Source organism: Auraticoccus cholistanensis, assembly GCF_009742705.1.
GTDB classification, from domain to species: domain Bacteria; phylum Actinomycetota; class Actinomycetes; order Propionibacteriales; family Propionibacteriaceae; genus Auraticoccus; species Auraticoccus cholistanensis.
In genome coordinates this window covers 84000-96800 of the sequence record NZ_WPCU01000007.1, presented here as the reverse complement: position 1 = coordinate 96800, position 12801 = coordinate 84000, and the positions used below count along the sequence as shown (strand labels likewise).

At 75.6% G+C, this 12801-nt stretch carries 14 protein-coding genes; 4 read left to right on the top strand and 10 right to left on the bottom strand.

The annotated features are described in order from the left end of the window. Positions 1-39 precede the first annotated feature (39 nt). Positions 40-948 (top strand): dihydrodipicolinate synthase family protein, encoded by a 909-nt coding sequence (locus GC722_RS11380; protein WP_331714716.1) that lies wholly within the window; start codon positions 40-42, stop codon positions 946-948. Positions 949-966: 18 nt separating this feature from the next. Here the strand turns inward: GC722_RS11380 and GC722_RS11375 are convergent, their stop codons facing one another. Next, entirely contained in the window at positions 967-1248 is a 282-nt protein-coding gene (locus tag GC722_RS11375) for a hypothetical protein (RefSeq protein ID WP_156610210.1), read from the bottom strand. A 153-nt stretch (positions 1249-1401) separates the two neighbouring features. Here GC722_RS11375 and GC722_RS11370 point away from each other — a divergent pair, with 153 nt between their 5' ends. Both GC722_RS11370 and GC722_RS11365 read left to right on the top strand, forming a co-directional pair. Further along, entirely contained in the window at positions 1402-2262 is an 861-nt protein-coding gene (locus GC722_RS11370) for an SDR family oxidoreductase (RefSeq protein WP_156610208.1), read from the top strand. 55 nt (positions 2263-2317) lie between these two features. After that, positions 2318-3106 (top strand): siderophore-interacting protein, encoded by a 789-nt coding sequence (locus GC722_RS11365; protein ID WP_156610206.1) that lies wholly within the window; start codon positions 2318-2320, stop codon positions 3104-3106. 13 nt (positions 3107-3119) lie between these two features. Here GC722_RS11365 and sepX read toward each other — a convergent pair whose 3' ends face one another. The 5 genes from sepX to glp all read right to left on the bottom strand — a co-directional run bounded on the left by sepX (position 3120) and on the right by glp (position 6904). Continuing rightward, a complete protein-coding gene (sepX, locus tag GC722_RS11360; RefSeq protein WP_156610204.1) occupies positions 3120-3857 on the bottom strand; it encodes a divisome protein SepX/GlpR in 738 nt (245 codons plus the stop codon). Between the two features lie 83 nt (positions 3858-3940). After that, complete coding sequence (locus tag GC722_RS11355) at positions 3941-4573, bottom strand: GNAT family N-acetyltransferase (RefSeq protein WP_156610201.1); 633 nt, start codon at positions 4571-4573, stop codon at positions 3941-3943. A gap of 7 nt (positions 4574-4580) precedes the next feature. Next, positions 4581-5093 (bottom strand): MogA/MoaB family molybdenum cofactor biosynthesis protein, encoded by a 513-nt coding sequence (locus tag GC722_RS11350; RefSeq protein ID WP_331714715.1) that lies wholly within the window; start codon positions 5091-5093, stop codon positions 4581-4583. Then, on the bottom strand, positions 5080-5565 hold the full coding sequence (gene moaC / locus GC722_RS11345; protein ID WP_156610199.1) for a cyclic pyranopterin monophosphate synthase MoaC: 486 nt from the start codon (positions 5563-5565) through the stop codon (positions 5080-5082). Before moaC ends, GC722_RS11350 begins: the two co-directional genes overlap by 14 nt. Positions 5566-5578: 13 nt before the next feature. Further along, a complete protein-coding gene (gene glp / locus GC722_RS11340) occupies positions 5579-6904 on the bottom strand; it encodes a molybdotransferase-like divisome protein Glp (protein ID WP_156610197.1) in 1326 nt (441 codons plus the stop codon). 19 nt (positions 6905-6923) lie between these two features. On the opposite strand from glp, the gene GC722_RS11335 reads away from it, so the two are divergent. Further along, positions 6924-7556 (top strand): 5-formyltetrahydrofolate cyclo-ligase, encoded by a 633-nt coding sequence (locus tag GC722_RS11335; RefSeq protein ID WP_197430032.1) that lies wholly within the window; start codon positions 6924-6926, stop codon positions 7554-7556. 18 nt (positions 7557-7574) lie between these two features. On the opposite strand, the gene GC722_RS11330 is transcribed toward GC722_RS11335, so the two are convergent. The 4 genes from GC722_RS11330 to GC722_RS11315 all read right to left on the bottom strand — a co-directional run bounded on the left by GC722_RS11330 (position 7575) and on the right by GC722_RS11315 (position 12731). Continuing rightward, positions 7575-8636 carry an NAD(P)-dependent oxidoreductase gene (locus tag GC722_RS11330; protein ID WP_156610193.1) on the bottom strand — a complete coding sequence of 354 codons (1062 nt, stop codon included), beginning with the start codon at positions 8634-8636 and terminating at the stop codon, positions 7575-7577. 18 nt (positions 8637-8654) lie between these two features. After that, positions 8655-9557, bottom strand: a complete 903-nt coding sequence (locus tag GC722_RS11325) for a sulfite exporter TauE/SafE family protein (RefSeq protein ID WP_331714714.1) — start codon at positions 9555-9557, stop codon at positions 8655-8657. Between the two features lie 91 nt (positions 9558-9648). Continuing rightward, on the bottom strand, positions 9649-10128 hold the full coding sequence (locus GC722_RS11320) for an RrF2 family transcriptional regulator (RefSeq protein WP_156610191.1): 480 nt from the start codon (positions 10126-10128) through the stop codon (positions 9649-9651). Positions 10129-10139: 11 nt separating this feature from the next. Beyond that, positions 10140-12731, bottom strand: coding sequence for a penicillin acylase family protein (locus tag GC722_RS11315; RefSeq protein ID WP_197430031.1), 2592 nt, complete (start codon positions 12729-12731; stop codon positions 10140-10142). Positions 12732-12801 lie beyond the last annotated feature (70 nt).

Genomic DNA, 12801 nt, shown 5'->3' with positions numbered 1-12801 from the left:
CCGCCGCAGCAGGGCCGGGTCCCACGAGGAGGGTGCGAGGTGGCAGCAGCAGGAGTCGACGTACGGACCGCCCTGACGGGCGTCACGGCGGTGCTGGTGACCCCGTACCGGCAGGACCGGCTGGACGAGGGCACGCTCGAGGACCTCGCCGCCCGCACCGAGCAAGCCGGGGTCCACGTGCTGACGTCGTTGGGCAACACCGCCGAGGTCTTCCAGCTGACCCCGGCCGAGCGCACGGCCCACCTCAGCGCCGTGGCCAGGGCCAGCGCGAGCGCCGTGCTGCTGGCGGGCGTCTCCGGCGCCGCGGCCTCGGTGCTGGCCGAGATCGAGACCGCCGCCTCGCTGGGCTACTCCGCCGCGATGGTGCACGAGCCCGCGGACCCGTTCGGCGACAGCGAGGGGTTCGTCCGCTACTACGCCGAGATCAGCCGGCACTCGGCGCTGCCGCTGGTGCTCTACGTCCGCTCCGACCGCCTCGACGTCGACGGGCTGCGGAGGGTCGTCGCGGCCGAGGCGGTCGTGGGGGTCAAGTTCGCCCGCGCCGACCTGGGGACGCTGTCGGTCCTCCTCGAGGGCGGTGCGGCCGCCGGCTGCACCTGGGTCAACGGGGCCGCCGAGAGCCGGGCACCGCAGTTCCTGGCGCTCGGGCTGACCGGGTTCACCTCCGGGGTGGCCGACGTCCGCCCCGACCTCGCCCTCGCCGTGCACGCGGCGCTGCGGGCGGGCGACCGCGAGGCGCTCGAGCGCCAGGTGGGTCTGCTGGCCCCGGTGGAGGCGCTGCGCTCGACCGGGCGGGGCAAGTACAACGTGGCCGTGCTGAAGGAGCTGCTGCGGATGCACGGGGTCGAGGCCGGCCCGGTCCGGCCTCCCCACTGCGAGGTGACCGCGAGCGGACGCGAGGTCCTGCAGCGGGCGGTGGCGGCCTGGCCCCCACCGGCACCCGCCTGAGGGTCCCGACCCGCGGGGTCAGGGCCGTGGGTTGGTGCGCTGCCAGCGCTTCTCGCCGCGACGGGTGCCGGTGGCCGCGGCGCAGCGCCGGCACACCTCCTGCACCGCGTCGGCGTGCCCGCCGGTGGCCGGCTGCACGTCCTTCCAGTCCGTGCCCGCGAAGCGCTGCAGCCGCGACCGGCTGAGCGCCAGCCCGCACAGCGTCTGGTTGGTCCCCGGCTGCCAGGCATGCACGCTGCCGGCGGGCCGGCGCACCCCGTCGGGATCCCGCCAGGTGTCGCTGGCTGCCACCGCCGTCATCTCGACCCTCCTCCTGCTCGCCGCTCTCCTCCTCCCCTACCCGCCCGCCGGCGGGAGACCCGGCTCGGGGATGGATCTGGCGCAGCTGCCGGGCGACACTGGGAGTGGCGGCGCCGGACGGCGCCGTCCGCCCGGCCGACGTGAGGACCGTCCATGACCAGTGCCGTCCCTGCTGTCGCGGTCACCGGCGCCACCGGGCGGCTGGGCGGGCGGGTGGCCCGCCGGCTGGCGGCGAACGGGGTGAGCCAGCGTCTCGTGGTCCGCGACCCCTCACGGGCGCCGGAGCTGCGGGGGGCGTCGGTGGTGCGGGCGGCCTACGACGAGCCGACGGCTGTCCGCCGGGCCCTGGCCGACGTCCCCACGGTGCTGATGGTCTCGGCGTCGGAGAGCCCGGACCGGGTGCACCAGCACACCGAGTTCGTGGACGCCGCGGTGGCGGCCGGGGTGCAGCACCTCGTCTACGTCTCCTTCTACGGCGCGGCGCCCGACGCCACGTTCACCCTGGCGCGCGACCACTTCATCACCGAGCGCCACATCGCGGCCACCGGGCTGCGGCACACCTTCCTGCGCGACAACCTCTACGCCGACTTCGTCCCCGCCCTGCTCGGCGACGACGACGTCATCCGCGGCCCCGCCGGCGACGGGCGGGTGGCGCCGGTGGCCCAGGACGACGTCGCCGACGCCGCCACCGCCGTGCTGCTGGACCCGCTGCCCTCCGACGGCGCCACCTACAGCCTCACCGGCCCGGAGTCCCTCACCCTGGCCGAGGTGGCGGCGGTGCTCACCAGCGTGCTGGGCCGCCCGGTCCGCTACCACGACGAGACCGTGGCGGAGGCGGTCGCCTCCCGCGCCCGGTACCAGGCCCCGCCGTGGCAGGTCGAGGCCTGGGTCTCCACCTACACCGCGATCGCCGCGGGCGAGCTGGCCGGGGTCACCGAGGACGTGCCGCGGCTCACGGGCCACCCCGCCACCCCGCTCGCCGAGGTCGTCCGGAGGGCGGCCGCCGCCGGCTGACCCGTGAGTCTCACGGGTAAGGCTTGCCTCACCTGGCTGTGTACAGTCGGGAACCATGAGCGACGCCCCTCCCGCACGCCCCCAGCGCCCGGTCGCCACGTTGACGGTCCGCTCCACCGAGCGGCTGGCACCCCACCTGGTGCGGGTGGTGCTGGGCGGGGAGGAGATCTCCCTGCTGCGCCACAACAACTACCGGGACCGCTACGTCAAGCTGCTCTTCACCCCCGCCGACGGCGCCCCGCCGATCCGGCGCACCTACACCGTGCGCTCCTGGGACACCGCCGCGCAGACGCTGACCCTGGACTTCATCACCCACGGCGACAGCGGGGTGGCGGCTCCCTGGGCGCTGCGGGCCCGACCCGGCGACACCCTCAGCATGTCCGGCGCCGGCGGCGCCTGGTCCCCGGCGGCCGACGCCTCCTGGTACCTGCTGGTGGGTGACGACACGGCGCTGCCCGCGATCAGCTCCGCCATCGAGGTGCTGCCCGCCCACGCCCGCGGCGAGGTGGTGGTCGAGGTGGACACCCCCGCCGACGAGGTGGCCCCGACGCCACCGCCGGGCGTGCGCATCACCTGGCTGCACCGCCTGGGCGCCGAGCCCGGCGCGACCAGCCTGCTGCCGGCCGCGGTGCGCGCCCTGGACTGGCCCGAGAGCGGTGAGGTCGACGTCTTCGCCCACGGCGAGCGGGAGGCCATGAAGCAGCTGCGGGACGTCTTCTTCGCCGAGCGCGGGCTGCCCCGTTCCAGCGTGAGCCTGTCGGGCTACTGGGCCTACGGCCGCACCGAGGACCGCTTCCAGGCCGAGAAGCGCGAGCCGGTCGGGCAGATCCTGCCGCCGGAGTGACCTGGGGGCGGAGCTACTCCCCGACCGCGCGGGGACGCTCGGCAGGGGCGTCGACGACGACCGGCGCCGTCTCGGCCAGCACGGGCTCGTCGCGCCGGCCCGAGGAGGTCACGTCCGGGGCGGACAGGTCGATGGTGCGGACGGTCCGGGGGGCCAGCGGCTTCGACACGTAGGTCGGCGTGGTCACCGGGATGGGGTCCCAGAGCCCGGCGACGGGACGGGTCGCCGGGGACGCCTCCTGCTCGCCGCGCGACCTGGCGACCCGGATCACCACGGTCGCCTCGTCGTCGGAGCCCTGCCGGATCGCGGCCACCTGCTCGTCGTGGCTGCGGATCATCGCGGCGACGGTGAAGCGGGCGACGCCGAGGAACAGCACCACCAGCCCTCCGGGGACCGCGAGGCTCCACCAGGGCACCAGGCCGGCGGTGGCCAGCCCGAGGCAGACGGCCACCGCGGTCAGCAGCACCAGCAGCACGCGACGTCGCCGGGCCGCGGCCTCACGCTCGGCCTGCCGGATCCGCCGGATCGCCGACCGGCGGGTCATCGGCGTCGACACCTCGACGTCGCCGATGGCGGCCCCGTCCTGGTCCAGCAGCGGCGCGGCCCCGGTGGCGATGATCCGGGCGCTGGTCGGGAAGCTCTCGCGCGGGTCGGAGTCGGCCTCGTCGACCTGCTGACGGCGCAGGTAGAGGGGCACCAGGTAGGCGAGCCAGGCGACGACGATGGCTGCGAAGATCAGTCCGGTACCCACGCCTGCGAGCATAGGAGCCGGACCCGGTCCGGTCCCCGACCTGCGTCGGAGTGTCGGCCGGCCACCGGGTACAAGGGTGCGGATCAGGTGCGCAGCCGCTCCCAGCGGCGCAGCAGGCCCTCGCCGACCTCCTCGGAGTTGAGGGCGAAGACCAGGTGGTCGCGCCAGTCGCCGTCGATGTGCAGGTAGCGCGGACGCAGCCCCTCGGGCCGGAAGCCGAGCTTGGCCACCACCCGCAGGCTGGCCGCGTTCTCGGGCCGGATCGCGATCTCGATCCGGTGCATCCCGATGGTGGCGAAGCAGTGGTCGACCGCCATCGCGACCGCGGTGGGGACGATCCCGCGGCCGGCGACGCGCTGGTCGACCCAGTAGCCGATCTGGCCCCACGCCGCGGACCCGCCGACGATGCCGGAGACGGTGAGCTGGCCCACCATCCGGAAGTCCTGCTCGGGCCCCTCGGAGAGGTGGATCAGCCAGGGCAGGGCCCGGCCGCTGCGCGCCTGGCTGGTCAGCAGGCGCACCAGCGCGGCGTAGCTGGCCGGCCCCGGCGGCGAGTTCGGGGGCAGGGTGGCCTCCCAGGGCCGCAGCCAGTCGCTGTTGCGGCTGCGGACCTCGGTCCACGCGCCGCGGTCGCGACGGCGGATCGGCTGCAGGCTGAGCTGGGAGCCGTCGGGCAGGGCGTGGGTCACCGAGACCGGCCAGCGCAGCTCCCTCATCGCGCGCTCACCCGTGGCCTCCGCCGCCGCGCAGCTGCGCCACGGCGTGCCCCAGCACGGGCGCGAGCACCGCCAGGGCGTCGGCGACCGCACCGCGGGACCCGGCCAGGTTGACCACCAGCGTCCGTCCGGCCACGCCGGCCAGCCCGCGGCTCAGCACGGCGGTGGGCACGCCGTTCTCGACCCCCCGCCGGGCGATCTCGGCGGCCAGGTGCGGCAGCTCGCGCTCGAGCAGCGGCGCGGTCTGCTCCGGGGTGCGGTCCGACGGGCTCAGCCCGGTGCCCCCGGTGGTGAGCACGACGTCCGGCTCCTCGGCCAGGCAGCGGACCAGCTCACGGCCCACGGCCTCGCCGTCGGGCACCACCACGGGGTCGGCGACCTCGAACCCCCAGCCCCGCAGGGCGTCGACCAGCACCGGGCCGGTGCGGTCCTCGTAGCGGCCGGCGGCGGCCCGGGTGGAGACGGTCAGCACCGCGGCCCGCGCACCGGCCGGGACCGCGCTCGTCTCAGGACCCGGCACGGGTCCAGTCCCCGCTGCGGCCCCCGGCCTTGGCCAGCACCCGGATGTCGGTCACCCGGGCCTCGCGGTCGACGGCCTTGACCATGTCCACCAGGGCCAGGGCCGCCACGCTGACGGCGGTCAGCGCCTCCATCTCCACGCCCGTGCGGCCGGTGGTGCGCACGGTGGCCTCGATGTCCACGCCGTGGTCGGCGACCTCGAGCTCGACGCTGACCCCGCTGATCGGCAGCGGGTGGCACAGCGGCACCAGCTCCGGGGTCCGCTTCGCGCCCTGGATGCCGGCGATCCGCGCGACCGCCAGCGCGTCGCCCTTGGGCACGGCGTCGTCGCGGAGCGCGGCCACGCACGCGGGGCTCAGCAGCACCGTGCCGGCGGCGGTGGCCGTCCGGGTGGTGACGTCCTTGTCGGACACGTCCACCATCAGGGCCCGGCCGCGGCCGTCCAGGTGCGGGAAGGACGTCTGCTCGCTCATCGTGGTCCTCCGCTCAGCTGGGCTCGTCGAGCAGCCAGACCTCGACCGGCGACCCGGCGGGGACGACGTCCACGTCGGGGTCGAGCACGATCAGGGCGTTGGACCGGGCCATGTTGCTCACCAGGTGCGACCCGTGGCCGCCGACCGCGGTGACGCTGCGGCGTCCGCCCGGGTCGGTGGTGACCAGCCCGCGGGCGAACTGCTTGCGCCCGGGGGTGGAGCGGATGAGGTGGGTGGCGATGGCGCGGACCGGTGGGCGGAACAGCGGCTCCAGACCCATCAGCTTGCGGATCACCGGGCGGACGAAGGCCTCGAAGGAGACGTAGGCGCTGACGGGGTTGCCCGGCAGCATGATCATCGGGACCCGGTCCTCCCCGATCAGCCCGAAGCCCTGCGGCTTGCCCGGCTGCATCGCCACCTGGCAGAAGTCGGTGAGGCCCAGCTCGGGCATCACCGACTTCACCAGGTCGTAGTCGCCCTGGCTCACCCCGCCGGTGGTGATGATCAGGTCGGCGCGCACCAGCTGGTCGGAGATGGTCTGCCTGATCGCCTCGGCGTCGTCGCCCACCGAGCCGACCCGGAACACCTGGGCGCCCTCGGCCCGGGCGGCGGCGGCCAGCAGGTAGGAGTTGGAGTCGTAGAGCTGGGCGGGGTTGCGCAGCGGCAGGCCGGGCTCGGCCAGCTCGGAGCCGGTGGCCAGCACCACCACCCGCGGCCGGGGCCGCACCATCACCTTGTCCACGCCGATCGCGGCCAGCAGGCCGATGTGACGGGGACCGATCCGCTCGCCGGTGCGCATCATCAGGTCGCCCTCGGAGACGTCCTCGCCGCGGCGGCGGATGTGCTGGCCGGGTCGGACGGCGGCCGTGATCACCACGTCCTCGCTGCCGCGGTCGGTCTGCTCGTAGGGGACGACCGCGTCGGCCCCCGGCGGCACCGGGGCGCCGGTCATGATCTTCACCGCCGTGCCCGGGGGCAGCGGCTCCTCGCTCCAGTCCCCGGCGGCGATCTCGCCCACCACCGCGAGGGTGGTGGGGCTGTCCTCGGCTGCGCCGGCGGTGTCCTCGGCGTGCACGGCGTAGCCGTCCATGGCGGCGTTGTCGAAACCGGGCAGGTCGACGTCGGACTCGATGTCCTCGCAGATGCTCAGGTCGAGGGCGTCGAGCAGGAGCTGGCCGAAGGCGGGCAGCTGCTCGACCTGCTCGAGCAGGTAGGCGCGGTGGTCCTCCATCGAGCGCAGGCCCGCGGCGTCGACCGGCGGGGCGGGCGGCAGCGTGGGTGCCGGCGGCTCCTCGACGGGCGCCTCGTCCTTCTTCTTCCTCCGGCCGAACAGTGCCATGGCCCTTAGCCTAGGGCTCATGCCTCCCAGCCAGTCGGACGACCGCGCCCTGGCGGGCGCCAAGGACGTCCTGCGCGACGCCGTCCGCCGCCGCCGCGACGCCCGGCCGGCCGAGCAGCGGGCCGCCGACGACCTGGCCCGCCTCCGTGGGCTGCAGGAGCTGTTCGGCCACCCCGACGGCGGGACGACGGTGGCCTGCTACCTCAGCACCGGCAGCGAGCCCTCCACGACCCGGCTGGTGGCGTGGCTGGCCGCCCAGGACGTCCGGGTGCTGCTGCCGGTGCTGGGGCGGCGGGCCGACGGCAGCCGGCGCGCTGGACCGGACTGGGACCTGTACCGGGGACCGTCCCGGCTGCGTCGCGGGCCCCGCGGCATCCCCGAGCCGGACGCCGACGGGCTCGGCCCCGCGGCGCTGGCCCGGGCCTCGGTGGTGGTGGTGGCCGCGCTGGCCGCCACCCCGCGGGGTGACCGGCTGGGCACCGGCGGCGGCTGGTACGACCGGGCGCTGGAGCACGCGGGCGACGGTGCGGTCACGGTCGCCCTGCTCAACGACGACGAGGTGATGCCCACCCTGCCCGTCCAGGCCTGGGACCGCCGGGTGGACGTGCTGGCCACCCCGACCCGGCTGCTCAGCACCCTCGAGGAGCGCTGAGACCCCTCGACCGGCGGCTCAGCCCGGGCGCCCCCGGCCGGCCATCACGGCGTCGGTGAGCTGGGCGCGGGGCTCGCGACCGGTCAGGAACCGCTCGATCTCGTCCACCATGACGGTGAAGAAGCGGGGCCGCGCCTCCTCGGTGACCCCGGCGATGTGCGGGGAGAGCAGCACGTTGGGCAGGTGCCGCAGCGGCGCCCCGACCGGGACCGGCTCGGGGTCGTGGACGTCGAGGCCGAACCAGGCGTCGCCGCGCGCGGCCCGGCGCACCAGCGCGTCGGTGTCGACGACGGCACCGCGGGAGACGTTGACGAAGACGGCGCCGGGCTGCAGCCGCTCCAGCTCGTCGGCGCCGATCATCCCCTCCGTGCTCGGGGTGGCCGGCACCAGGCAGACCACCACGTCGCAGCCCATCACGCGCTCGAGCGGGGCGAAGTCGACGTCGAGGGCGTCGGCGAGCTCGCGGGGGGCGAAGGGGTCGTGCACCAGCACCGGACCGCCGAAGGGGCGCAGCAGCTCGCGCAGCCGCCAGCCGATGTGGCCGAAGCCGATCATCCCCACCGGGCGCCCGCTGAGCTCGCGCACCGGCGGCACCTCGTCGCGGTCCTTGCGCAGCTCCTCGTCGGCCATCACGCGCCGGAACAGGCCGTGCTGGCGCAGCCCGAGCAGGGCCAGCGCGAGCGCCCACTCCGCGACCGGCCACGAGGAGGAGTGGGTGGTGTCCACCGCCACCACGTCGTGCTCGCGGGCGGCCTCGACGTCGATCCGCCCGGCGAACCGGTCCCCCTCCAGCTCCCCCACGAAGCGCAGCCGCGGCGCGGCGGCCAGCACGTCCTCGTCCACCGGCGGGGACCCGTGGCAGACCACCAGCAGGTCGCAGCCGGCGGCGAACCCGGCCAGCCGTCGTCGGGAGTCCTCGTCGGCCTCGACCGGCCCCCACCCCGACGGCACCTCGAACTCCTCCACCCGCACCTCGGCGAGCCGGCCCAGCCGTTCCAGGTCCGCCGCACCGAGGTAGTCCTCGCGGATGCGTCCTGACAGGGCGATGCCGACCACGGGGCGGCTGGTAGGTGGTGTCATGCCGCCGCGTTACCCCGCTCAGCCGACGGGGACGCCCTCGACCTCGGAGGTCTCGGCCGCGGCGGCACGCTGCCGGCGGGCCCGCCGGACGGCCAGCGTGAGCCCGACCGCGACGACGACCACGACCAGCGCGTACACCGACCAGCGCGCACCCTCGCCCACCTCGCCGGCGCGCATCAGCGTGCGGGAGTTGGTCAGCACGATGATGCCGCCCACCAGGACGCCCAGCAGGTGCGCGGGCAGGTGGCGGACCAGCATGGCGGCCAGCGGGGCCGCGACCAGCCCACCGGCCATCAGGGCCAGGGCGAAGCCCCAGTTGATCCCGGCGGCCCCCAGCCCCACCAGGAACCCGACGCTGGCCGAGACGCTGACCGCGAGCTCGGCGGTGTCGATGGAGCCGACCACCTTGCGCGGCTGCAGCCGGCCGTCGGCCAGCAGCGCCGGGGTGCCGACCGGGCCCCAGCCGCCGCCGCCGGTGGCGTCGACGAACCCGGCGAACAGCCCGAGCGGGGCGAGCGTGCGGACCCCAAGCGGGCGGCGGATCCGCGGCCGCACCCCGGCCACGAACCGGGCGATGATGTAGACGCCGAGGGCCAGCAGGATGCCCGACATCACCGGCTCGGCGGCCTCGGTGGAGATCGAGCTCAGCACTGTCGCACCGAGGAAGGCGCCCAGCGCCCCCGGCCCGGCGATCCGGGCGACCACGCCCCAGTCGACGTTGCGCAGCCTCCAGTGGCTCACCCCCGAGGCGGCGTTGGTGACGATCTCGCTGATGTGCACCGAGGCCGAGGCGGCGGCGGGGGTGAGACCCGCCAGCGCCACCAGCAGGGTCGAGGAGGTCACCCCGTATCCCATGCCGAGGCTGCCGTCGACCAGCTGGGCCAGCAGCCCGACCAGGGCGAGCACGATGAGCTTGCGCACGGGCGTCTCTCACTTCCCCTATTACCCCACCGACTTGATAGGGAATCGGGACGAGCGTAGACGCCCGGCGCCGGGGGGCAAGTCCGCGGTCTCAGCCTGCGGACGTGGGGTGGTCCCGGGTGGGCCGCGCCCAGGCCGCGGGGTTGGCCACCAGCGTGCGGACCAGCTCGGGCATGTCGCCGGTCGCCACGTCACGCAAGGTGACCAGCTCCAGGATCGCCCGCTCGGAGGCCCGCAGCGCGATCCACACCTGCTGCAGCGGTGCGGCGGCACCGGTGTACTCCAGCTCCTCGGGACGGTTGCCGCGGACGTTGGCCAGCTCCCCCTCGAGGGCCCGGATGATGTCGGCGATCGAGATCTGCTCGGCGGGGCGGGCCAGCCGGAAGCCGCCCACCGGCCCGCGCTGGCTGCGCAGCACCTGCCCGCGCCGCAGCTCGCCCAGGATGCTCTCCAGGTACTTGGCCGGGATCTGCTGGGCGGTGGAGAGCTGCTCCACGTTGCGGGGGCCGTCGGCGGCGGCGAGCTCGCAGGCCGCCCGCAGGGCGTAGTCCACCCGGGCCGAGAGCTTCATCCACGTCCTCCCTACTGCACCGGGGCCAGCACGAGGGTGTCCACCCCGGCGGCGTGCACGGCCTCGGCGCCGTGCACGAAGGGCATCATCTCATCGCGGGCCCACAGCCGGCTCTGGTCCTCGTAGTGCTCGGCGAAGGCGTGCCCGGAGACGCCGGTCTGGTTCACCCAGCGCGAGGCGTCGAGCTGGCCGAGGTCGACCAGCATCCGCATCGCGGGACCGTTGAGCGGGGTGAAGTCGCGCTCGCGGGCGTCCCAGGAGGTGGCCTCGACCGTGCCGGTGGTGCCTCCCAGACCCGGCCCCTCGCGGTTGAACAGCCGCTCCACGACGCCGACGCCGCTGGTGCCGAGCGTCTGGTGGGTCAGCTCGAGCCGGTGGAGCTTGCCCCACTCCCAGCCGGCCGGGTCGCGGCTGATCAGGGCGGTGATCTGCTTGCGGGCGGCGAGGTTGGCCTCGGCCAGCACGTCGTCGCGCTGCTCGACCACGTCGGGGGTGGTCACGTCGTCCCACCACGGGTTGTCGGGGTCGGCCACCAGCTCGGCCAGCACCGCCATCCAGCGGTCGCCGCCGCCGGGCCACAGCTCCTCGGGCAGCTCGTCGGAGAAGGTCAGCCGCAGCACCTCGCGGACCGCGACGGAGAACCACGCGGCACCCGCGGAGCCGGGGTCGGCGCGCAGGTCCCACTCCGCCAGCACGCGCTGGCCGTCGGCCACCCACGGCTCCAGCACGGGCGCCTCGACCATGGCTGGCACCAGGGCGTCGGCGTAGCGGACCCGGGTGTCGTAGAACAGCTCCTCGGCCTCGTCGGTGCTGACCGTGCCGCCGTCGGCGGTCAGCTCGGCCAGCCGGTCCCGCAGCTGCTGGCTGCGCCACCCCTGCGAGGGGTCGGTGTGCAGCCGGTGGGGGTAGTCCTCCTCGTCCACGACCGCCTGGTTGGCGCTGACCACGAACCCCTCGGCCGGGTCCTGGCTCCAGGGCAGCTGCTCGAACGGGATGGTCCCGGTCCAGGCGGCGTCGTCGCGCCAGCCGAGGGCCGGGGTGCGGCCGTCGCGGCCGTCGCGGAGCGGGACGGCGCCCGGGAGCTGGTAGCCGATGGTGCCGGCCGTGTCGGCGTAGACGATGTTCTGGGAGGGGGCGACCAGGTCGCGGGTGGCCTCGCGGAACTGCTCGAAGTCCTGCGCCCGGTTGATCGCGAGCAGGGCGTCCATCGACGGCCCCGGGGTGAGCGCGGTGGACTGCAGCACCGCCGCCCACTGCTCGGGCTGCTGCTCGGCCCCGGGCGTCGGCTCCCCCGACGCCGGGCCGGCCTGCGCCGCCATCGCCGCCACCTGCTCGTCGACGTCGGAGACCACGGGGCCGAGCCGGGTGGAGCGGACGGTGATCTGCCGCGGCTCGGACTCCCCCCGCACCCGGATCAGCTCGGTGCGGGTCTGCAGCGGCTGCCAGCCGCCCTCGCGGTACACCGTGCCGTCGGCGCGGACGCGTTCGAGCACGTAGTCCTCGGTGTCGAGGTAGGGGGTGGTGAACCCCCAGGCGATGGACTGGTTGTGCCCGATGACGACCCCGGGGACCCCGGCGAAGGAGAAGCCGGACACGTCGAGCGGGCAGCCCGGCCCGACCTGGCGGCAGTGCAGCCCCACCTGGGTGAAGACCGAGGGGATGCCGATGGCCAGGTGCGGGTCGTTCGACAGCAGCGGCGCCCCGGAGTCGGTGTGCTCCCCCGACAGCACCCAGGCGTTGGAGCCGGTGCCGGCCAGGTCGGCGTCGCCGAGCAGCTGCGGGACGGCCGCCTCGGCCGCCGCGGCCTGGCCGAGGACGTCGAGGGCACCGGCGGGGAGCTGCGGCAGCGCGGCGGCGCTGCGGGCGTCCCCCGCGGTGGCGGCGTCGTCGAAGCGGCCGTCGCGCACGCCACCTGCGGGCAGCACCGGACGCAGCTCGTCCAGGTCCGGGCGGGGGTACAGCTCGGCGGCCCGCTCGGCCCCGACGAGCTCCACCAGCCGGGCCCGCTCCAGCTCCTGGGTGCGGGCGTCGCTCAGGTCCCAGGCCATCGCCTTGAGCCAGCTCACCGAGTCCGCCGGCGTCCACGGCTCCGGGGCCGGCAGCGGGCCCTGCAGCCCGAGGACGGTGTACTCCAGCGACAGCTCCTCGGGGCTGCGGGAGGCGAGGTAGGCGTTCACCCCGGCGGCGTGGGCCTGCAGCGCGCGCCGGGTGCCGGCCGACAGCATCCCCAGCTCCTGCTCGGCCACCCGCCGCCAGCCCAGGGTCCGGACCGCGGCGTCGGTGGCCAGCTGGGACTCCCCGAACAGCTCCGACAGCCGTCCGGCGGTGATGTGGCGGCGCACGTCCATCTCGAAGAAGCGGTCCTGCGCCTGCACGTAGCCCTGGGCGGTGTAGAGGTCCTCCACGGTGTCCCCATACAGGTGCGGGACCCCGGCCGCGTCCCGCACCACCTCGACCTCCGCGCCCAGCCCCGGCAGGTCGAGGCGGCCCTCGGTCTGCGGGAACGGGGCGCGGATCCGGACCGCGGCGAAGCTGGACAGCGCAGCCAGCAGGAGCACGCCGACGAAGACGCCGAACAGGGCGATGCGGAGGGCTCGGGACACGCCCGACACCCTAGAGGACGCCTGTCCCGACGGCGCCCGGCAGCGGCCGGAGGGGCTGCCCGGCGGGGGT

What these genes read in the sequence shown, in the direction of transcription:
- GC722_RS11375 (WP_156610210.1), bottom strand. Translation starts at nt 1,248, where the DNA reads ATGACGGCGGTGGCAGCCAGCGACACCTGGCGGGATCCCGACGGGGTG.
- GC722_RS11370 (WP_156610208.1), top strand. Translation starts at nt 1,402, where the DNA reads ATGACCAGTGCCGTCCCTGCTGTCGCGGTCACCGGCGCCACCGGGCGG.
- GC722_RS11365 (WP_156610206.1), top strand. Translation starts at nt 2,318, where the DNA reads ATGAGCGACGCCCCTCCCGCACGCCCCCAGCGCCCGGTCGCCACGTTG.
- GC722_RS11355 (WP_156610201.1), bottom strand. Translation starts at nt 4,573, where the DNA reads ATGAGGGAGCTGCGCTGGCCGGTCTCGGTGACCCACGCCCTGCCCGAC.
- moaC (WP_156610199.1), bottom strand. Translation starts at nt 5,565, where the DNA reads ATGAGCGAGCAGACGTCCTTCCCGCACCTGGACGGCCGCGGCCGGGCC.
- glp (WP_156610197.1), bottom strand. Translation starts at nt 6,904, where the DNA reads ATGGCACTGTTCGGCCGGAGGAAGAAGAAGGACGAGGCGCCCGTCGAG.
- GC722_RS11335 (WP_197430032.1), top strand. Translation starts at nt 6,924, where the DNA reads ATGCCTCCCAGCCAGTCGGACGACCGCGCCCTGGCGGGCGCCAAGGAC.
- GC722_RS11330 (WP_156610193.1), bottom strand. Translation starts at nt 8,636, where the DNA reads ATGACACCACCTACCAGCCGCCCCGTGGTCGGCATCGCCCTGTCAGGA.
- GC722_RS11320 (WP_156610191.1), bottom strand. Translation starts at nt 10,128, where the DNA reads ATGAAGCTCTCGGCCCGGGTGGACTACGCCCTGCGGGCGGCCTGCGAG.